Below are 21615 nucleotides of genomic sequence, written 5' to 3' on the forward strand. Positions count from 1 at the left end.
ATGCCTAGTCAGAACAAAACAACAAATTATGGATTAAATCAATGGCAAGGTAATGAATATGTAAAAAGACAGGATTTTGTTGAAGATAACAGTATCATTGATGCTGCTTTAACACCACAAGCAGATCCCGCAAAAGTACCATCTTCAAATGGTCCTTTTAAAATGGTGGATTGGGTAAGTTATTTTACCAATAGAATGAAATCAATTACAGGGAAAGCGAATTGGTGGGATGGGCCAACAAAATCTCTAGAGCAGTTGAATAGTGATGTTACGTTACATTTGGCTGAAAATGCCTCAACTACAGGGAAAGGACATGTACAACTGAATAATACCGTCACCAGTACATCAACTACGCAAGCAGCTACAGCCAATGCTGTTAAGACTGCTTATGATTTGGCTAACGAAAAAATATCTAAAACTGGTGATAATATTAACAGGAATTTAACAGGATGGGCGAATGCAGTTAATAATGATGAAAATAATTATGTAAATAAAAGAATATTTGGAGCTACAAATAATAATAATGGTTTATTTATTATAGGTGATGGAACCACTAACGCAAGACGATTTGGAATACAATCAGGACACAGTAGTACAGCGTATGCAAGTGCAACTGGCATATTAGAACTTAATCCATTTGGAGGAGAAGTACGAATAAATGGGAATCAAGCACTTCATAAAGGTAATGAGTCTTCAATTAATGCAGGATCAGTAGGCGGTTATACAGCTACTCAATTATTGGCAGCAACTAATAATGATGGTTCATTTACTCCGATGCCTTACCCTACAGCAAATGCTATTACAATTCTCTCTGGTGCTTCTACTCAGACAACATTTACCACATGGTTTACTATTAACGGCTCTTTTAACCTAGATATTTTAAGATTTGCTATGGATACTGGCCTAGGGCCTACAGAATTCAAAGTTATTATTGACGGATCTGTAGTAGCATATTGTCAGTTACAAGGTTCAATTAGTTTTGAATTTATGTCTTCATATGCAATATTGAACTCTTGGATGGACAATTACGGTGCAGTTATTTCAAAAATTCCTGCTAGAGTTGCAGGATCATCAGGTAGTACTTCGATTGGATATCTCTCTAGTATTCATTATAATATACTAACACCTATTAGCAGTTGGCCAGGATCTTCGATGATTGCTTCTTCACAAAATAAAACTTTTGTGTTTAATTACAGACCCAAAGTTAATTCTAGTTTATCAATTCAATATAAAGCTGGTAATAATTCAAGTGTATCAGCAAAGAACTTATATTATAGTATAGGAGGTACATTATAGTGATAACAAAAAAAGAATATAAAATTACAAATGATTGTTTATATTCTATAGAGTATTATGACAACGGATTCTCTACAGAAAATTTAATGTCTTTCAAAGAAAAAATACAAATTATAGCTCCTAAAACAAAACTTGTTATGAACGAACAGACTACTTTAGAGTTACAGCCAGTTTCAATTTCTATAGATGGAACAGAAAATTTGGTTTACACCAATATCACAGAACCAAGAAATGTATTTTATTATCACATAAATAATAGCTCTTTAAATGAATTTAGCACTGAAAAGCAAATGAATATTGCATTTGAAGTTGCTGGAGAATATACGATAGTGTTCATGGACTCTAAAAACAGAATGGGTGCTATTACTTTACAGGTAATATAGGAGGAATCTTATCATGAAAGATGTATTTGTAAAAAAAATAAATAAGAAAACAATTGTTGTTAAGCCTTCTTTAGAAGAGATAAAAAAAGAATTTCTTAAGAGAATCAAAGAAGCACAATTGTTAGGAGATACTTCTGAAGTTGAAAAACTTCAACAAGAATATCTTATTAAGAAAGTAGAATATGAAACAGTGTAAAATTGCTATTGTAGATTCAGGGATATGCTCTCATGCAGATATCCCTGAAAATGTATTTGCTATTAAGCAAAACTTTATCGGCCCGATGAATATCTATGGAGATTGTACTGGTCATGGAACCCATATGGCTGGTATTATTCATAAAACTTCCTCGCAATCTTCGCTCTATGTTGCTAAAGTTCTTGATGAAAGAAATAGTGGTGATGATTATGATTTTATAAGGGCGCTGGCATGGTGTATTGAAAATAAAGTAGACATTATCAATATCTCAGCAGCGAATCCAGAAATTCCTCCAGAACCTACCCATGAACTCATTCAGTGCGCACATGCTCAAGGCATTATTATCGTAGCTGCAGGTGACAACAATCAGAAGACGGTATGTTATCCAGCAAAATATCCTGAAGTCATAGGTGTTACTTCTATAGACAGAAACAAAAATCTATCTGCTTTCGGATATGCGGGAGAGGGAATTGATGTGGCGGCCTGCGGCGAAAATATAGAATCTACTTGGCTGGGAAATAGATATATGACACTGTCGGGAACAAGTCAAGCTGCGGCTATAGTGACGGGGCTAGTTGCTAGGCTTTTAGAAAAAAGAAACGATGTTCATACTACAAATATTAAAAAATTGCTCAGAACTGAGTATCCAGATGAGTTGGTGTTCTATGATGAAGGACATTTTGTATAAACTAGGCTCTATTAAAGTATTGTATTGTTTTGAAAAAGCAAAAATACGTAATTGTCATTCTGAGTGCAGCGAAGAATCTCACCTAAAAGATCCTTCGCTAATGCTCAGGATGACAGATGCTTTTTTAAAAGAACTCTTTAAATTTAGATTTGATTTTTGCACGGTATTTTAATACAAATGCGCATCTATAATATTATCAAATACCAACAAGGAATTTTTTTAAAACCATAAATTAAAGCAACTTAAGGTGTTATATTTACTACAACAGGAGGCTAGACATGAATGAAGCACTTTGCAAGGAACGGCACAAACAGATAGAAGAGCGATTGAATCTCCATGAAAAACGGTTAAACAAGCATTCTGACCAGTTGGATAATCTTTCGGAAGATAGTCGGGAGTATAAGGTTCAGATTCAGAATCTATGTGAGCAGGTCAAAGATTTGGTGACGACGATCAAATGGTTTATGGGACTTTTTGCAACGAGTTTGCTGGGGTTCTTTTTTTATGCAGTACAACAGCTGCTTTTTAAATAGGAGGGGAAAGAAATGAAACCTATTTTAATGATTGATCCGGGTCATGGCGGAACGGATCCGGGTGGAGGTACAAATCGTTATTGGAAGGAGAAAGACCTGGCTCTGATTATATCGCTCTATCAATATGAGCGATTTCAAGAGCTAGGCTTACCTGTATTGCTAACGAGGGATTGTGATATGACCTTACAGTCGAACCAAAGAACCCAACTTGTCAGGGATTCCGGGGCCAGGTATTGTATATCCAATCATATCAATGCTGGTGGTGGCGAGGGTGCAGAGGTGATCTACAGCATTTATGGTGATGGAAAATTGGCGAATAGGATTTTAGATGCTATGGGCAAGGCAGGGCAGGTGAAAAGGAGGGTGTTTACCAGGACCCTCCCTTCTAACCCCTTAAAGGACTATTATTTCATGCATAGAGAGACTGGGTCTGTTGAAACGGTGATCGTAGAGTATGGCTTTGCAGATAATGAAAAGGATGTGAAAAGGCTATTAAACAATTGGAAAGATTACGCAGAGGCGGTTATCATGGCCTTCTGTACCCATATTGGGCATGGATATGTAAAGACTAAGGAAGTAAATCATGATGCATGGAAATATGAAGGAATCGAATACCTGGAGGCAAATGGGATTCTGAATGATCCAGAGGGCTGGAAGAAAAAGATTGATGAACCTATGCCTGTTTGGGCGGTTACCTTGCTGATGAAGAAGCTGCATGAGAATTTGAAAGGAGAATGACGATGCTAGAGCTATTAAAGGAGAACTGGTTGTCTCTGATTCTTTTGCTGTCAGGTATATTAGCACTATGGTATTTATGCCATACCAATAGAGAGGATAGGATAAGAAGAATCGTCCTTGCTTTGGTAATACAGGCTGAAAAACAGCTAGGCAGCGGTACGGGCGAACTAAAGTATGCCATGGTGGTGGAAAGGCTGTATGATGTATTACCTACTGTAGTCAGATGGTTTCTTTCAGAAAAAACGTTGGATAGGATGATTGAAGAGGCTGTGGTGTACTTAAAAGAGTATCTGGCCCAGGGTAAAAATCTGCTGGGATATGAAACAGAATTTAAAAATGAAGCTTAGCTGAAGGATCAAATAACTTTTCAACTCTGCTTCCCTTTATTTTTAAGGGAAGCAGAGTTTTTTATTTTTTGTAGACAAACTACAGGTTCATAGCTATTTCGTTAATAAATTATCAAATAAAAAAGATTTTAAGAAAAAATTAAGAAATATCCTAGATTTCTATTAAGAATTTTACTCTATAATAAAGTTAACCCTAAAAGAAAGCGATAAATTTGGAGAGGATGTGAAAAATGGATAATTACAATGTGTTGGTAGTCGATGATGAAAAGGAAATCAGAGACGCCATTGAGATATACTTGAAAAACGAAGGAATTACGGTGATCAAAGCCAGGGATGGTATTGAGGCAATCGAAAAGTTAAATGAGCATACCATCCATCTCATCATATTGGATGTGATGATGCCTCGTCTGGATGGGATTACAACAACCTTTAAGATTCGTGAAAAACAAAATATACCCATCATTATTCTGAGTGCCAAGAGTGAGAATACCGATAAGATCTTGGGTCTTCAAGTGGGGGCTGATGATTATGTCACAAAGCCCTTCAATTCGATGGAATTGGTGGCTCGGGTGAAATCCCAGCTGAGGAGATATGTAAATCTAGGTACCTATGAGGGAATAAAAAAGGTGATTGATTTGAACGGGCTTACCCTAGATCAATCGGCAAAGGAAGTTGCTGTCCATGGGGAAGTTGTGAAGCTGACGGCTACGGAATACAAAATCGTTGAATTGCTGATGGTCAATGCAGGTCGGGTGTTTTCCATTAATGAAATATATGAGCGGGTGTGGAATGAGCCTGGCTACAATGCGGAGAATACAGTGGCTGTCCATATCCGAAAAATACGGGAAAAAATCGAGATTGATCCCAAAAATCCAAGATATTTAAAGGTGGTGTGGGGAATTGGATATAAAATGGAAAAATAAAATACTATTGATTACATGGGTTTTATTGCTTACTTTTGGATTGAGCGGCATACTGTCAGGTCTGTCTCAAGGGGGAGAGTATCTCGGAAATTACTTTAAAACACAGCAGTTTGAAGATCAGTTGAACCAGTTTATCAATTATCTGAGTATGTTTGAGCTGAATGGCATGACCAAGGAAGAGATGAAAAAGGAAATCACGATTACCGACGAGGAGATCAACGAGCATCGTTATCGATATGGAAATCTAGCCGACCAAATTGAAAATATTAGAGGGCAATACGAGGATAAGATTCAAGATACCCAGCAGGCGCAAAATAAAGAACTTATGGATCTATATATAGCTGAAAGAGATGAAAAAATTGAGGATATCACGAATAACTTTAAAAGTGACGAACATATCAAATTAAAAATTGTGGCAGAGAAAGAAAAAAAGATTGATGATTACTATAGAGATTTAGAAAAATATCGTGGTGAGTTTGCAAAACTTCAAATGGAGTTTAAATACTATCTGAAGGATATTGAAAATGGAAAGGTTTATACCAATCTGAATGTGACGAAAGCTGCAGAAGCAGATCAATGGATGAGCTCGAAAAATGTACTGTTTGTTCGCAGTTATCCAAGCCTAAAATATGGATATATATCATCCAAGAGGAACGCTGGCTATGTGGATAATGGAGATATTGTAGATATAGGGAAGGAAAGATCTTTTGAAGGAAAGATAGCCGTGTCCAAAGCAGTAGTACCGACAGGTTTTGTGCACTCCAGTTACAATGAGTATCAAAAAAGACAAAATTTATTCTATGTCTATATAGGCAGTGCCCTTATGGCACTTTTATTGAATCTTTATTTATACAAGAAATTATCTATTCTTCAGGCCATCGAGATGGGAAAATGGAGATCCCATTACAGACGTATTCCCATCGATGTGGCTGTGGCAGGTTTTGCGATTGTAGGTCTAATTACATTGACAGCACTCAAAGACTATAATCCCCTGTATTTGTATGGATCTTGGTATACTTTCATAACAGAAATTATTTATCATTTAATCATTGTGGGTTCTTTGGTTATGTTGACCCTTGTTCAAGGAAATCTTTTATGGGGGAGAGTAAAAGGTATTCATAGTATTGAAGAGGAGTGGCGCAAAAGCTTACTCTCCAGCGTAGTCCAAGGAATCAAAGAAGCATTTCTGATCCGGAGCATAGGGGTACAGATCATCCTTCTTTTATGTGTCGTCTTTGGGTTTGGTGGAGGTGCGGTGATCGTCCTGCTGCGGCCTAGATATATCCTCCTTTATGCACCCCTCTTTATGATCATAGGCTTGCCGATTTTTGTACTCATCTTAAAGCGAGCTGGTTATTTCAATCGTATCGTTACCAATACCATGGAGATCGTTAGAGGGAATATGGAACCAGATTTACCTGTGATAGGAAAATCAAACTTAGCAACGCTGGCCAATAATATCAATACACTGAAACATGGAGTGAATACCTCTCGAAAGGAACAAGCAAAAAGTGAACGATTGAAGACAGAACTCATTAGCAATGTGAGTCATGATCTAAGAACGCCACTAACCTCAATCATCAACTATACGGAGTTGTTAAAAGCTCCAGATTTGACAGAGGAAGATCGTGAATCCTATGTTCAGATTATTGATCGCAAATCGAAACGACTAAAAGTGCTCATTGATGATTTATTTGAGGCATCCAAAATGGCAAGTGGCAATATTGAGCTGGTAAAAGAGAGGGTGGATTTGGTACAGCTTTTACAACAGGCCCTTGCAGAGCACAACGAAGCTATCGGAGAATCAACGCTGCAGTTTCGGATAACTGGTCCGGATAAGCCCGTTTATGCTGTGGTAGATGGACAAAAACTGTGGCGTGTATTTGACAACTTGATCGGAAATATCCTAAAATACGCCCTTGAAAATACAAGAGTCTATGTCTCTGTAAAGGATGTACGAGGAAAAGCCATCATTTCATTCAAAAATATCACCAAATATGAACTTGGACAGGATATCGATGAACTTTTTGAAAGATTTAAGCGGGGAGATACCTCTCGCCATACAGAAGGCTCAGGTCTTGGGCTGGCCATTGCCAAATCCATCATAGACCTCCATGGAGGAATAATGGATATTGAAGTAGATGGAGATTTATTTAAGATAACCATTGAATTAAATACCTTAGAATAAAAATGACCCTGGAGAGCATGATCCTGCTTTCTGGGGCATTTTTTCTGGAGTGGTCCCTTGCAATGTACCACCTCTATATAATATGGAGGTTGGAAGTATAGAACTTTAGTACTATTTTTATGTTTGTCGACAAAGTATGACATATAGATGAAGTCAGTGACCTTAAAATGATTATATGTTGGTAAGACCAACTAGACCCGCCGCATAGAGTTTTCATAAAAAGAATGACGAAAGGGGCAAGAAAATATGAGAAGGGTTACAAGAATAATCATTTGCTTTTTGGTACTGGCTTTATTTCAGACAAGTATAGGAATTGGAGCAGATGGGGCGCTACAAAATATAGGAAATAGTACCGGGAAGACGATAAATGTAAGGTTGGACAGTGTTCCAAGTATGCTAGATCCCCAATTGGCTGTGGCTGAGGCTGAACAGCATGTGATCAATAATATTTTTGAAGGATTAATGAGAGAAGTGAATGGTAAAATAGAAAATGGTGTTGCCAGCAGTTATTCAATATCGCAAGATGGAACTGTATATACATTTAAAATAAGGGATGCTAAATGGTCTGATGGAAAGGCTGTTACTGCCCAGGATTTTGAATATGCTTGGAAGAGAGGACTAGATCCTAATACGGGGGCTGAATATGCATTTCTCTTATATCATATAGAAGGTGCAGAAGAATATAATCAGGGGGAAGGGTCTGCTAAAAATGTTGCTGTGAAAGCCATAGATGCTAAAACCTTACAGGTTACCTTAACACAGCCTACCCCATATTTCCTGAAATTAACCACATCCCCTATTTATATGCCCATGAGAGCAGATATTGTCACAAAAAACCAAGAAGGATGGGGAACACAACCAAATGCATTTGTATCGAATGGACCATTCCAGATATCTAAGACGAGTATGGAAACCATAGCACTTACTAAAAATAGTAACTACTATAAATCGGATAGTGTAAAACTAGATGGAATCAATTTCATGGTGATCAATGATGACATGGAAGCGTTGAATGCCTATCGTGAAGGGAAAGTAGATATACTTAACATTTTACCTGTCGATGAAACATGGGAATTAAAGACAGGAGATAAGTCATTTAAATATTTAACTTCTACTGGAACATATTATTATATGATAAATGCTAAGAAAGCACCATTTAATGATCTAAATGTTCGAAAGGCGCTAAGTTTAGCCATTGACAGAAAATATATGTTACAGAACCATGTACCTGGATATAAAGCAGCTACTGGTTTGGTGCCACCTGGATTGAACCTTGAAGGCGGACAAGAATTTAGAACAGCAGCCGGGAATTATGGTATAGATCCAAATGGAGCTAATATTGAAGAAGCAAAACAATTATTGGCGAAGGCAGGATATCCTAACGGTAAGGTGTTTCCAGAAATCGAATTGCTCTATAACACCAATGATGGAAACAAGATTATGGCGGAAGCTGTTCAGCAAATGTGGCAAAACAATCTAGGTATCAAGGTGAAGCTAAAAGACTTGGAGTGGCCTACATATGTGGAGACTAGGCATGAAAAGAAGTTTGATATCGCTAGAGGTGGATGGCTTGGAGATATAGCTGATCCTATAGCCTATTTAGAAGGCTGGACCTCTTATGGTGTACAGAATGAAACCAATTGGGAGAACGATCAGTTTGATCAATTAGCTAGTGATTCTTATTATACAACGGGCAAAGAAAGAGACGATATATTATTGGAACTTGAGAAAATGATTATGAATGAAATGGTGGTAATCCCGCTATATTATTATACTGATTCAGCATTGGTAAGAGAAAATGTTCAGAATTGGTATGTTACCAATCTTGGATATTGGTATTTTGGAAATACAAATATCCAATAATTATGAAGGAAGCAGATATCTTTTGATACCTGCTTCCTTTTTTGCGTTTTGTACTATTCTATGAACTGTGACATATGCTTGAAGCTCAGCTTGATGGCCTTCAATACATTTGTTTCACAGTCCTCAAAGGACTTATCCTCAATCTCTACACAGGCAGCATCGCTAAAGCCTATATCTTGTAAAGCGGACGCAAAAGCACCCCAGTCTATACCTCCATGGCCAGGGATTTTTGGAGACATATAATTCAGTGGGTAGGTGAAAATGCCATATTCATCAATTTTGTCTGGATATACTCTCAAATCTTTGATATGTATGTGTTTGATTTTATCTTTGAATGCATATAGGGGGTTGATATAGTCCATTCGCTGAAGATATAAATGGGACGGATCATAGGATAATCCAAAATAATCACTATCAATGATGCTGAATAACTGACGCCAAACATATGGAGCTGAGGCTAAGTTAAGGCCTCCTGGCCATTCATCCATGGTAAAATACATGGGGCAGTTCTCAATACCCACCCATACTTTTTGTTCTGTCGCAAATTCAATGATCGGTGTCCATATGGACTTGAACAATTCCATATTTTCTTCTACAGTTTTATTCTTGTCCTTGCCGATGAAAGTACTTACTTTATTGACGCCCAGCAACTTAGCAGCCTTAATCAGTGTTTTTAAGTGTTCGATGTATACGGAACGATTTGCTTCATTTGGATCGAGGGGGTTGGGATAATAACCCAAAGCGGCTATTTGTATGTCCTTAGAGGAACAATAGCCCAGGATATGGCTGACTTTTTCTTCATCAAGGGATGACGTATCCACATGGGTAACCCCCGCATAACGCCTTTCAGCTTTCCCAAGGGGCCAGCAAGCTAACTCCACGGATTTATAGCCTATATCACTGGCTAAGTCGATGACTTGCTCGAAGGTGTAGTCGGGGAGAATCGCACTGTGCAAGCCTAATTTCATAAGGATCCTTCCTTTCCAATACTAAATTTTTACCCATCTATTTGTTTGTGCACTTTCATAAATCCTTTCGCAAAGAATCATCTGCCGCAATCCATCTTCAAAGGTTGCATATTCTTTTTCCATAGTGGGATCTTCAATGGAGGCATAAATTTGTTTAAAGGTTTGTTTGAAAGCATCGGGGAATCCTTCTACATGGCCGCCAGGGTAGCCGGTAATTTTTGCGGATTGGGGATGAAGTAATCCGGGGTCTTTTGTGAGAACTAGGTTCGGTTCGTCTCGACGTCCGATCACCAAATTGCTAATATCATTGGAATCCCATTGGGCAGACATTTTCGAACCACCTATAAATACGGAGATACGATTTTTTTCACCGGCAAACATTTGAGAGATGGTGGTGTTGCCAAGGGCACCGTTATCAAACTTAAGGAGGATAGAAGCAAAATCTTCCGTATCGATGGGAATATCTTCGTAGGCTTCTCTGGGTTGTTGGGCTTGAGAGAAGGTTTCAACCGGGTGGATAGAGCGTTTCCTTGTGTCATAGAAGGTACGGAATGCAGCAAATACTTCAACGATTTTCAATCCAGTCATATATTCAATCAAATCCAGCCAATGGGAGCCTATATCGGCAACGGCTCGGGTTTTTCCGCTCTTTGAAGAAATCAGACGCCAATTAAAGTCCGTATCAAATAGCAGCCAGTCCTGAATGTAGCCTCCATGGATAGAGAATATTTCTCCAAACTCCGCTTCTTTCGCCATTTGCCGGAGGTGATGGGTAATGGGATAAAAGCGGTTATGATAATTTATTGCATGGACTAATTGCTTTTCTTTTGCCAATTGAACTAATTTCTCTGCTTCTTCAACAGTTGTGGTCATTGGTTTTTCGCACAACACATGAATACCTCGTTCCATAGCATATGTGGCGATTTCATAGTGGGTATGATTTGGTGTGCAGATGTGTATCATATCGAGATCCACTGTGTCGATCATTTCCCGATAATCCGCAAAACCATGAGGTACATTCAAATGAGCTGCCTTCTGAACAGGATCGGTTTCGTTGGTCAATGCAAGTACCTCAACATTGCCTAAACGACGTAGGGCTTCGATATGGGCAACGCCAATGAAACCTATGCCCACTACGCCTGCCTTGAATTTTTTCATCATCAAAATCCCCCAATCATATTTGATATTTTGTGATATAAAATACTTATTTTGCTTTGAATGTATATAGAAATTGTACATAAGATTTATAAAGAACATGGCGTAAGAATGGTCAGATATGTCTTTGGCAATCCATCTTTATGAATCAGAAAATTCGGTAATTAGAAAACGATTACATGAATATTATATGAATAAAAAGATAAAAAATCAATCTGAATGTATAATAAAAATAGAATATTTAGAAAAATTGTCTATTTGTCTTTGCGTATGATAGTGTAGCTAGAAAAGTTAAAAAATGACGTAATCCTTGAAAAATAAGGATTTGAATGAGTTGATTTGTAAAAAGAATATTTCTTATAGATAAAAAGAGAGATTTTATAAAAAAGATATTCACAAAATATTCAAAATAATATTGACAACAAACTGACGAGATTTTATAATGAACATGAAAACGATTACATTTATTAAGGATAAGGTGTGTACATATGACAACAATAAAAGATATTGCAAAGCTTGCAGGTGTTTCCGTAGCAACGGTATCGAGGGTGATCAATGATGACCCCGGCGTAAAAGAAAAATCAAGGGATAAGGTTTTGCAGACCATAAGAGAGACAAATTATGTCCCCAATACAGTAGGTCGCAATTTACGAAAATCAAAAAGTGATATGATTTTGGTGATGCTGCCTACCCTCTCCAATCCCTTCTATGCAAAGATTCTGAAGGGAATTGAGGAAAGGGCAAGCGAGCTAGGCTATGGTGTTTTGGTCAGCGTAACCCATCATGAAGTAAAAACGGAGAAAAAATATCTAAAAATGCTGGAGATGAAGCAGGTGGATGGAGTCATAACACTCTTTTCTACACTGAGTACAGAAGAATTAAACAATTTGGCGACGAAATATCCATTTGTTCAGGGCTGTGAATATACAGAAGGAGCACAGCTTCCTTACGTGATGATCGACAACAAAAAGGCAGCTTATGAGGCCACCAAGTATTTTATTTCCCATGGACACCAGCGAATTGGTATGATCAGCGGTTCCTTTTATGAAAGCTCGGAGCGTGGGCGAGAACAAGGCTATAGGGATGCCATCCTAGATGCAGGATTGATCTTTGATAAAAAGTACATTGTGAAGAGTAATTACAAACCTGAAAGCGGAATGGAAATGTGCCGTGCGCTGCTGAGTTTTTCAGAACCTCCCACGGCCATATTGACAGTTTCGGATACGCTGGCCATAGGGGCCATCAAATACTTGAAAAGCATAGGCGTTGCAGCGGGAAAAGAGGTCGAAATCATAGGCTTTGATAATGCTTCCATCACAAGGGTGTATGACCCTACCATTTCAACGGTGTCACAACCTCGCTATGATTTGGGAAGGGTTTCTGTAGATCTTGTTGTAGAGAAAATCAATGACATAAAAGTGGTTAACAAGGGCATTATTTTACCCCATGAGCTAATCTTAAGAGAATCGACCCATGAGGATGACGAGTAGATCCATTTGTATAATAGGGCGGAATCGCCCTATTTAATAAATACAATTTTAAAGGGCGGAGGGAAATTATGAAAAAGTTATTGGCTTTAATTATGACCTTCATGATGATTTTTGCAGCAGCAGGATGTACCCAAACCACACCAGCAACGGACACATCCAGTAATACAGGGGGACAAGAGAGTTCGCAAGCGAAGGTGCTGGCAGTTGTTATGCCCAATGCTACCCATGGTTTTTTAGGGGAGAGCATTAAACATGCTGAAGATGCAACAAAGAAGCTGGCAGAAAAGAATGGATTTGAATACAAGTTTTTAACATCAGCTGAATCCTCTGAGCAAAATAACCAATTGGACACGCTGATTAATGAAAAGGTGGATTGTATTGTTTTATGGCCCCATAATGGTGACGAGCTTCGATCAGGTGCTCAAAAGGTTGTGGATGCAGGCATTCCTTTGATTATCTATGACCGTTTGATTAACGGCTTCAAGCCAACGGCTGAAGTGATGGGTGACAATGTGACCATCGGAGAAGAAACAGGTAAATATTTAAATGAATACTTTGCTGACGATTTGGCAAAAGGCGAAGTAAACATCCTCGAGTTTAAAGGTGACAACTCAACTGTACCTCAGCAGCGTTCCGATGGATTTAGCAAGACAGCTGACAAGAATATAAAAATTGTTCAGCAATTCAGTACCGATTGGCAGCGGGCAAAAGCACAAGAGCAGATGGAAACATTCTTAAATACCAGTGATGCCAAGGCCATCGAAAGTGTAAAAGCAGTTTTCACCCATGATGATGAGGTTGTACTTGGTGTCTTAGATGCTATTATAAACTACAATGGACCTGCAAAATTAGATATTCGTGTGGTAACAGGTGTTGGCGGTCGTCGTGAAAACCTAGATACTTTCAAACCCTATAAAGAAAAATATAATATTGATCAAGTAACATACTTATTCTCACCCACCATGGTTCGAGATGCAGTGGAATACGGTGCAAAACTGTTAAATGGTGAGAACGTCTCTGGCTTGTATTTAATTGATACACAGGAAATCGACTTAAGCAATGAACAGGAGTTCCGTAAATCTGATATCTATAAAATCCGTTATGAGAGTGGAATTTAATGATAATGGTCAGATGATTGTGGTCGACCAGGAAATTTTCCTGGTCGGTTCTCTCTTTTTAAAGCGAATATGAACGTAGATTGCTTATCACAATGAAGAGAGGATGTGGAAGCATGTTCCTGCAAATGAAAAGTATTACGAAAGATTTTGGTGCGGTAAAAGCTTTGGATCATGTTTCTCTTGAAGTAGACAGGTCAGAAATCCACGGATTATTAGGTGAAAATGGTGCCGGTAAATCAACGTTAATGAATATACTGGCTGGGACCTTTCCACCCACATCTGGTGAGATCTATCTGAATGGAATTCTTCAGGAGAATATGACGACCCGCAAATCCAATGAACTAGGCATTCGATTTATACACCAGGAATTAAACTTAGTGAATGATTTAAAGGTATATGAAAATCTTTTTCTAGGAGAAGAGCTAAGAAATAAATATGGGTTTTTAGATAAAAAAGAAATGATCAACCGATCGGCGGAAGTTTTTAAGCGGATGAACATCGATATCGATCCCCAGGAGACCGTTGAAAATCTAGATACATCCAGAAAACAACTGGTGGAGATTGCAAAAGCACTACTGTTTGAGTCAAAGCTCATCATCATGGATGAGCCTACAACAGCATTAACCAACAAGGAAATAGACAATTTGTTTGTGATCATGCGGGGGCTCAAAGCCCATGGGGTGAGCATCATCTACATATCCCACAAAATGCCGGAGTTGTTTGAAATCTGTGATCGGTATACGGTATTGCGAGATGGTAAATTGATCGCAAGGGGTAATTTTTCTGATATTGATGAAAAAATAGCCACAGAGCTTTTGGTGGGAAGAAGTATTCAAGATGAAAATAAAGAAAATGACAATATTTTGGGTGAAGTCATTCTACAAGTACAGAATTTAAGCTGTATACCTGCCTTTTCCGATGTTAGCTTTGAACTGAGAAAAGGAGAAGTGCTGGCCATTACTGGACTCCATGGAGATGGTAGAGGAGAACTTGCGGAGGCGTTATTTGGTGCTCGGCCTATCTCAGGAGGGCGGATTCTTTTTCGTAACAAACCCTTGCAGCTAAATAGTATCAATCAGGTGATGAAGGCTGGCATAGGGATGGTACCAAGGAATCGAAAGGAACGCTCTATTATTAAAGACATGAGCATCCTAGATAATCTATCCATTGCAGGCTTTGTGAACAATAGGGGACCATTTGTAAAAAAGAATGAAGAATTGAAACGATTTCATCGCAATAAAGAGGCCATATCCATTAGAGTTGGAAGTCCTTATGATTCTATTACCTCCCTCAGTGGGGGCAATCAGCAAAAAGTGATCATTGCTCGCTGGCTGGAGATAGACTCAGATATTTATATCTTGGATAATCCTACCCAGGGAATTGATGTGGGCGCAAAATTTGAAATATATAAAATCGTCCATGAGCTGGCTAAGAAAGGAAAGAGCATTATCGTTTTTAGTGCAGAATTTCCTGAGATCTATAAAGTGGCAGATCGATGCTTGGTAATGTATAAAGGACGCATCACTGCGGAGTTGACAAGGGACGAGTTGACTGAGGTGGAGGTTATGTACTATGCTACTGGCTCTAATATGGAGGGAGTAAGATGAATACAGGTGCAACATTGAAAAAAGAATCCATATCAAAATTTAAGAATTTTTATGCAGAGTATACGTACTTATTTTCCTTTATTGTATTAATCATCATCGCAACCATGGTGAATAATAAATTCTTAACCTATTCCAATTTATCGACGTTGATGCTTCAAGCATCGATTAAGGGTATTATTGCTTTGGGTATGACCTTGATCATTATATCGGGTCAGATTGACCTTTCTGTGGGATCTACCTGTGCATTGGTGGCAGGCTTGGGCGTGGTTGTTTTAAACAATACACAAAATGCCTTTGTGATGCTGCTTTTCTGTATGGTGTTCGGGACATTATTGGGGTTAGTAAATGGCCTGTTGGTTACAAAAGGGAAGATTGCAGCATTTATTGTAACGTTGGCAACCATGAGTGCCTATCGTTCCATTATTGTTCAATTGGGTCAGGGTGGGCCCTTTAATGTCAGTTATGAATTGGTGGATAAATTTAGAATGATCGCTGCTGGTGGGATTCTTGGCATACCCAATCTGGCTTTGATTTTCATCGTCATCACAGCAGTCATTGCCTTTATGATGAGCAACACTAAGTTTGGGAGATATGTCTATGCGGTAGGGTCCAATGAAAATGCGGCGAAGTTGACGGGCATCAACGTAGACCAGATAAAGATTCTGTGCTTCTCTGTCACAGGATTTTTAACGGGTATCTCTGCATTCCTCCTTTCTTCCCGTCTAACATCCATTACGGCGCCAAATGCAGGGGCATCCTTCGAGCTAGATGCCATTGCTGCGGTGGCGATAGGTGGAACAGCGATGAATGGGGGAAGGGGAAAAGTGGTAGGTACTTTTCTCGGTGCCATCATGCTGCAAATGATTGAGGGAATCCTTATTGCGGCCAAAATACCTCCATTCCTTACAGGATTGGTAAAGGGGATCATCATCATCCTTGCAGTGTTGTTCCAGAGTAGAAAGGAAAAGTAATTATATAATTATGAAACTAAAAGCCATATTCTATGATCATAGAATATGGCTTTTATAAATTACCCTCAATCATTCAATAAGATTGATGAAGCATTATTTAATAGTTCCTTTACCATTTCTTTATTTAAAGAGTAATATGTTTTATTGTTTTCTTTTTCTAAAGACACAAGATTTAAATCCAACATATGGTTCAAATGATAGCATACGGTGGGGGAAGTGAGATCTAATTCAGCGGCAAGTTCATATACGTAATAAGGTTTTTTGCTAAGACGTTCAATGATCTCAAAACGTTTTTTGTCAGATAATATCCTGATAAAGTTCTGAACTTTGGCTTTTATAAATTTTTTTCTAGGATAGTATTCTGAGTATATGCCAAGGTGGATCCACTGCGTATCATCGTAGGGGTTAACAGTAAAGAACCATACCCTGACCAGCGTGAAGTAGCTAATATGAATGATGAGCTTTTTATAGTTATCCCTTGGGAGCGTATTATGTAAATATTCATCTGCAAAATAGGCAAGATTATCACTATATAACTTTTCATAGCGTTTTTTTGCCTCATCTAATTTTGATAATATGTAGGCTTCATTTTGCTTATAAGATTTTTCATAAAACTGCTTCATTAGCAAAACCAAGCGAGATTTTATTTCTAAAGGGCTCTCAGCAAATTCAATTAATCTCTCTTTATCAATAGTAGTGTCATCATCCATGTTGAAGATTATATTTGAAATATTATTGGCCATATTCTCATCCATACTCCAATTAGTTGAAGTATTTGCATTTACACCATATAGGGCCTGACTTGTGATATAAGATAAAATTTCATTTTCATGCATTTGTTCTATAAATTCTATAAATGTTGATACGTTTTCTATATGCTTGTGCTCTTCAACAATTCTGCCTAGCGTATGCATCATAGGCTCCCATTGAAAAAAGAATTTTAATTCATTTTGTATATAACGTGATAGTTTTCCCTTCATTTCTTCTACGATCTGTTTAAATTCCTCTGTAGGAATGATATTAAAATCGGAGTAGAATTTATACCGTGCTTCTTTGTTAGCAACAAAATTGAGTGCATGGATAAACTCCAAAGAAGGATTGACTGTGAAAAAAACATTATCTTTTGGCAATTTCATAACAACACCTCGATATTCATAGAATAAATCACTATATTAGATGTATATCTAATAATATATTATTACTTATGTTTTTACCTGTCAACAGATTTTGATCTCGGAGGATACCTTAATCCAGCAGGCACACTCTACGTAAATTAATAGGATTGGGTGGAACCCCTAAAGCTGTGCCGTTTTTAGAAGTTATTGCCGATGAGAAATGTAATCTCTTTGAGGCGGGATGGACGCTGCTTATCCTATAAACAGAAACGACTAGAGAGAAAAATAAGCTAGTAACGAGATGTATAATCGTTAGATATATCAGGTTAAAATGACTTATATTAACATATGAGTAGTTTTATGATTTAGCTTCATGTCCTATTGACAGTATTGGATAGAAGTGTTATATTTACTATAGACCAAATGGTCTAGACCTAGTGGTATATAATAATAGTAAAGGAGGCATAATAAAAATTGAAAGAAAAGTCCTTTGAAAGAAAAGCAGAACTGCTTGAGGCAGCATTAGATGAATTTATAACAAAAAACTATGAAGATGCCTCGCTCAATAACATCATAAAGAATGCAGAGATCAGTAAAGGCACTTTTTACTACCACTTTCAGGATAAACAAGCGCTTTACCTATTTTTATTAGAGTCTTCTGCAAAAACCAAATGGGAATTTGTGAGTAATAGGATTGATGAGTATACAGAAGCATATGAGGGAAAGGACATTTTTGAAAAGTTTAAGATGCAAGCAAGAATTGGTGCAGAATTTGCCATTACTTTCCCTAAATTTCATAGGTTGAGTAAGATGTTTACAAAAGAAAAGGGTAACAAAATATACGATATTGCAAAGGGTGTATTAGGAAGTGATACGGAAAAATTGCTTGAAGAAATGATAGGCAAAGCCATAGAAAATGGGGACTTTAAAAAGGAATTTTCTAAGGATTTTATTGTAAAAACTGTAAGCTACCTGTTTATTCATTTTGATGAGATTTTTTATAAACCAGAGGATTTTAAGCTTGAAAAAATGATTGAAAACCTCGATTGTTATGTGGATTTTATGAAAGGTGGTTTAGGCAAATAGGAAGTTTATCCAAATATAAGATAGGAGTGAATGCTATGAGAAATGTCCAATTCAGACGTTATGACAAAATGTTAGCATTAACTTTTGTGGTGCTTACATTATTATTTCTTGTTTTGGCATTTACGAATAAGAACTTTTTCGATTGGGCTTATGAACGTCACCAAAATCAATTAAGCTGGTATTTAAGACCATTATTCCTTATACCTTTTTGTTATTTTGCATATAAAAGAAGTTGGGCTGGTATTTTCGGAACGGTTTTTCTTCTCTTGACGAGTATGTTTTGGTTTCCAAAGCCGGAAGTTGTAAGTGACCAAGTAAAACAGTTCTTGGAAATGGAAAAGGAATATTTAAGTGGTGATTGGGGCGGGGCAAAAATACTGATGTCGCTTCTTGTACCCATTTCATTTACCGCATTAGGGGTAGCTTTCTGGAAGCGTAGTTTATGGTTTGGATTATCTGTTGTTGTCTTTATGGCTGTGGCTAAAATGATTTGGAGTGTAGCCTTTGGTGGAGAAGCAGGAAAATCCATTTTTATACCTGCAATCATAGGGCTTGTAATTTGTGTTGGTTTCATCTATCTGGGATTTAGGAAACTCGAAAAAAAGAACAAATGGTAGGATTGATGATTTGATGTTGGAAAAGAATATCTATATGGAGCTCTGCTGACCTTGATTTTCAATGGGGGCAGGGCTCTTTTGTGCATATCTAGGAAATTAGGGTCTTCAATTTTCTAGCGAAAATAATGAAAGATTTGGCCGAACATATGTTTGTAAAATCATGGATAGCGTGGTAAAATAAAGATGAAAAACATATGTTCGAGGTGATTTTTGTGGAGGTTTTAGATAAACTAAAGATTTTGTCTGATGCAGCCAAGTATGATGTTTCTTGTTCTTCCAGTGGAAGCAATCGCAGCAATAAAAAAGGAGACATCGGGAATGCCCATATGAGCGGGATCTGTCATAGCTGGTCGGAAGATGGACGGTGCATTTCTCTTTTAAAGATCCTTATGACAAACTACTGTGCCTACGACTGCCTTTATTGCGTGAACCGATCTTCCAATGATATACCCAGAGCGGCTTTTACACCCCAGGAGATTGTGGATCTAACCATTAACTTTTATCGAAGAAATTACATAGAGGGGTTGTTTCTAAGTGCTGCTGTCTATAAGAATCCCAACCATACTATGGATCTATTGCTGCAAACGGTTAAAAAGCTTCGGGAGGAAGAAAATTTCAATGGTTATATTCATCTAAAAGCTATTCCTGGAGCTGATGAGAGACTCATTGAGATGGCAGGAAAATACGTGGATCGGATGAGCGTCAATATAGAGCTTCCTTCAAGTAATGGCTTAAAGTTGCTGGCGCCACAAAAGAAACGAGAAGCCATTATCAAACCCATGGAGATGATTACTTCTAAGCTCCATGAAAAAGTGGAGGAGAAGAAGAAGTATCGAAGTACTCCTAAGTTTGTTCCAGCGGGACAAACCACCCAGATGATTATCGGCGCTACGCCGGATTATGATTTAAATATACTGAAGCTATCGGAGGGGCTTTATCAGCGTTACCAGCTGAAAAGGGTCTACTATTCTGCCTATGTCCCCATCGGTCAGCATCCTAACCTTCCGACCATTTCGGCTCCACCTTTGCTGAGAGAGCATAGACTCTATCAAGCTGATTGGTTGTTACGGTTCTACGGGTTTCAAGCCAATGAGCTGCTGGATGAAATCAAGCCAAATTTCGATATGGCTGTGGATCCCAAATGTGATTGGGCTTTGAGAAATCTTCACTTGTTTCCCGTTGAGGTAAATCGTGCCGATTATGAGATGCTCCTTCGGATACCTGGGGTGGGCGTACGCTCTGCCATGCGGATTGTAGCTGCCAGAAGATTTGCTTCATTAAGTTATGAGGATCTAAAAAAGCTGGGGGTTGTATTAAAGCGAGCGCGATATTTTCTGACTTGCAAGGGAAAGTACTATGGAGAAAACAGTATCAATGAAGAACGGATTCGATATCAGCTGACTTTGGGAGATCCAGTGAAAAAGAATATTCTGGGTGGGGAACAGCTTTCGTTGTTCTCTGTATATCCTCAACTGGCACCACCAAAAGAAAATCTTTTTACTATTGTGAGAGAACAGTCATGATCTATTACATCTACGATGGCAGTTTTGATGGACTACTGACTTGTATTTACGAAGCTTATTATCGAAGGGAGAAGCCGGAAAAGATATTGTTCCGGGAGGATGACCAGGAAAACCTACTGGTGCAGAAGGTGTATATTGAGCAAGATAAGGAGAAGGCTGAGAAAGTCTATACTGCCATTCGAACAAAAATCTCATTGAATGCCTTACAGAATGTGTTTTATACTTTTCTGTCAGAAGATGAGGATGCAGGTTCATTGATTTATAGATACATACAATTGGGATTTAAGGTAGGAAAAGATATTGATGGTCATCTTTCTGATGAGCGAGTGCTGGATTTACATAAGGTGGTACAAAGGGTTACAAAGGAAAAGCATCTCATGCTGGGGTTGGTTCGCTTCCGAAAGGTGGGGGACAATCTTTACTATGCGCCCATCACACCAGACAATCAGATATTGGGCCTGCTGGCCCCCCATTTTTCAAAAAGAATGGCAGATCAGAATTGGATCATCTATGATACGCGGAGAAATATGGCAGCGATCTATGATCAAAAGGAATGGATTCTTATGGAGATGGTACTGGAGCGTTCTCTTGAAGTAGGAGAGGAGGAGCTGTTCTATCAACAGCTTTGGCAGCAGTATTTTAAAAGTATTGCTATTAAAAATCGTATGAACCCTAAGCTGCAAAAACAGCATATGCCAAAACGCTATTGGAAGAACCTTGTAGAAAAAATATAGGGAATTTGGATTGATAAAACATGGAGGATTATGCACTTGGACATATAAAAATGTTTGAGGAGTAGGGGATTGGGTC

21 protein-coding genes are annotated in these 21615 nt (G+C 38.1%); 18 read left to right on the forward strand and 3 right to left on the reverse strand.

The features are described from left to right. From HNQ80_RS17680 to HNQ80_RS17725, 10 genes are all read left to right on the forward strand, one after another. Positions 1 to 1296, forward strand: coding sequence for a tail fiber protein (locus HNQ80_RS17680; protein WP_243183370.1), 1296 nt, complete (start codon positions 1 to 3; stop codon positions 1294 to 1296). Beyond that, complete coding sequence (locus HNQ80_RS17685) at positions 1296 to 1679, forward strand: hypothetical protein (protein WP_184312001.1); 384 nt, start codon at positions 1296 to 1298, stop codon at positions 1677 to 1679. Before HNQ80_RS17680 ends, HNQ80_RS17685 begins: the two co-directional genes overlap by 1 nt. 13 nt (positions 1680 to 1692) lie before the next feature. Continuing rightward, positions 1693 to 1875: a hypothetical protein gene (locus HNQ80_RS17690; RefSeq protein WP_184312002.1), complete on the forward strand. Its 183-nt coding sequence runs from the start codon at positions 1693 to 1695 to the stop codon at positions 1873 to 1875. Further along, positions 1862 to 2563: a S8 family serine peptidase gene (locus HNQ80_RS17695; RefSeq protein WP_184312003.1), complete on the forward strand. Its 702-nt coding sequence runs from the start codon at positions 1862 to 1864 to the stop codon at positions 2561 to 2563. The genes HNQ80_RS17690 and HNQ80_RS17695 overlap by 14 nt, the downstream gene beginning before the upstream one ends. Before the next feature lie 278 nt (positions 2564 to 2841). After that, positions 2842 to 3096: a hemolysin XhlA family protein gene (locus tag HNQ80_RS17700; RefSeq protein ID WP_184312004.1), complete on the forward strand. Its 255-nt coding sequence runs from the start codon at positions 2842 to 2844 to the stop codon at positions 3094 to 3096. Positions 3097 to 3108: 12 nt separating this feature from the next. Then, on the forward strand, positions 3109 to 3834 hold the full coding sequence (locus HNQ80_RS17705) for an N-acetylmuramoyl-L-alanine amidase family protein (protein WP_184312005.1): 726 nt from the start codon (positions 3109 to 3111) through the stop codon (positions 3832 to 3834). Between the two features lie 2 nt (positions 3835 to 3836). After that, entirely contained in the window at positions 3837 to 4181 is a 345-nt protein-coding gene (locus HNQ80_RS17710; protein WP_184312006.1) for a hypothetical protein, read from the forward strand. Between the two features lie 230 nt (positions 4182 to 4411). After that, positions 4412 to 5104 carry a response regulator transcription factor gene (locus HNQ80_RS17715; RefSeq protein WP_184312007.1) on the forward strand — a complete coding sequence of 231 codons (693 nt, stop codon included), beginning with the start codon at positions 4412 to 4414 and terminating at the stop codon, positions 5102 to 5104. Further along, complete coding sequence (locus tag HNQ80_RS17720; protein ID WP_184312008.1) at positions 5082 to 7292, forward strand: sensor histidine kinase; 2211 nt, start codon at positions 5082 to 5084, stop codon at positions 7290 to 7292. The genes HNQ80_RS17715 and HNQ80_RS17720 overlap by 23 nt, the downstream gene beginning before the upstream one ends. Positions 7293 to 7538: 246 nt before the next feature. Then, on the forward strand, positions 7539 to 9155 hold the full coding sequence (locus tag HNQ80_RS17725) for a peptide ABC transporter substrate-binding protein (protein ID WP_184312009.1): 1617 nt from the start codon (positions 7539 to 7541) through the stop codon (positions 9153 to 9155). 53 nt (positions 9156 to 9208) lie between these two features. Here HNQ80_RS17725 and HNQ80_RS17730 read toward each other — a convergent pair whose 3' ends face one another. After that, positions 9209 to 10123: a sugar phosphate isomerase/epimerase family protein gene (locus HNQ80_RS17730; protein ID WP_184312010.1), complete on the reverse strand. Its 915-nt coding sequence runs from the start codon at positions 10121 to 10123 to the stop codon at positions 9209 to 9211. Positions 10124 to 10144: 21 nt separating this feature from the next. Next, the gene (locus HNQ80_RS17735) at positions 10145 to 11362 is read right to left on the reverse strand and encodes a Gfo/Idh/MocA family protein (protein ID WP_243183371.1); all 1218 of its coding nucleotides are present in this window, start codon (positions 11360 to 11362) and stop codon (positions 10145 to 10147) included. Between the two features lie 404 nt (positions 11363 to 11766). On the opposite strand from HNQ80_RS17735, the gene HNQ80_RS17740 reads away from it, so the two are divergent. From HNQ80_RS17740 to HNQ80_RS17755, 4 genes are all read left to right on the forward strand, one after another. Beyond that, positions 11767 to 12768: a LacI family DNA-binding transcriptional regulator gene (locus tag HNQ80_RS17740; protein WP_184312011.1), complete on the forward strand. Its 1002-nt coding sequence runs from the start codon at positions 11767 to 11769 to the stop codon at positions 12766 to 12768. Positions 12769 to 12836: 68 nt separating this feature from the next. Next, a complete protein-coding gene (locus HNQ80_RS17745) occupies positions 12837 to 13886 on the forward strand; it encodes a substrate-binding domain-containing protein (protein WP_184312012.1) in 1050 nt (349 codons plus the stop codon). Positions 13887 to 14011: 125 nt separating this feature from the next. Next, positions 14012 to 15493 carry a sugar ABC transporter ATP-binding protein gene (locus tag HNQ80_RS17750; protein ID WP_243183373.1) on the forward strand — a complete coding sequence of 494 codons (1482 nt, stop codon included), beginning with the start codon at positions 14012 to 14014 and terminating at the stop codon, positions 15491 to 15493. After that, positions 15490 to 16464 (forward strand): ABC transporter permease, encoded by a 975-nt coding sequence (locus HNQ80_RS17755; RefSeq protein WP_184312014.1) that lies wholly within the window; start codon positions 15490 to 15492, stop codon positions 16462 to 16464. The genes HNQ80_RS17750 and HNQ80_RS17755 overlap by 4 nt, the downstream gene beginning before the upstream one ends. Before the next feature lie 65 nt (positions 16465 to 16529). Here the strand turns inward: HNQ80_RS17755 and HNQ80_RS17760 are convergent, their stop codons facing one another. After that, complete coding sequence (locus tag HNQ80_RS17760; protein ID WP_207727069.1) at positions 16530 to 17594, reverse strand: ArsR/SmtB family transcription factor; 1065 nt, start codon at positions 17592 to 17594, stop codon at positions 16530 to 16532. A 459-nt stretch (positions 17595 to 18053) separates the two neighbouring features. Here HNQ80_RS17760 and HNQ80_RS17765 point away from each other — a divergent pair, with 459 nt between their 5' ends. The 4 genes from HNQ80_RS17765 (at position 18054) to HNQ80_RS17780 (ending at position 21539) form a co-directional block, all read left to right on the forward strand. Beyond that, positions 18054 to 18665: a TetR/AcrR family transcriptional regulator gene (locus HNQ80_RS17765; protein WP_184312016.1), complete on the forward strand. Its 612-nt coding sequence runs from the start codon at positions 18054 to 18056 to the stop codon at positions 18663 to 18665. Positions 18666 to 18700: 35 nt separating this feature from the next. Beyond that, complete coding sequence (locus HNQ80_RS17770; RefSeq protein WP_243183375.1) at positions 18701 to 19282, forward strand: hypothetical protein; 582 nt, start codon at positions 18701 to 18703, stop codon at positions 19280 to 19282. Between the two features lie 194 nt (positions 19283 to 19476). Next, positions 19477 to 20805, forward strand: a complete 1329-nt coding sequence (locus tag HNQ80_RS17775) for a putative DNA modification/repair radical SAM protein (protein WP_207727070.1) — start codon at positions 19477 to 19479, stop codon at positions 20803 to 20805. Next, positions 20802 to 21539: a TIGR03915 family putative DNA repair protein gene (locus tag HNQ80_RS17780; RefSeq protein WP_184312017.1), complete on the forward strand. Its 738-nt coding sequence runs from the start codon at positions 20802 to 20804 to the stop codon at positions 21537 to 21539. The genes HNQ80_RS17775 and HNQ80_RS17780 overlap by 4 nt, the downstream gene beginning before the upstream one ends. Positions 21540 to 21615 lie beyond the last annotated feature (76 nt).

Origin of the sequence: Anaerosolibacter carboniphilus (assembly GCF_014205875.1) — a bacterium.
GTDB classification, from domain to species: domain Bacteria; phylum Bacillota; class Clostridia; order Peptostreptococcales; family Thermotaleaceae; genus Anaerosolibacter; species Anaerosolibacter carboniphilus.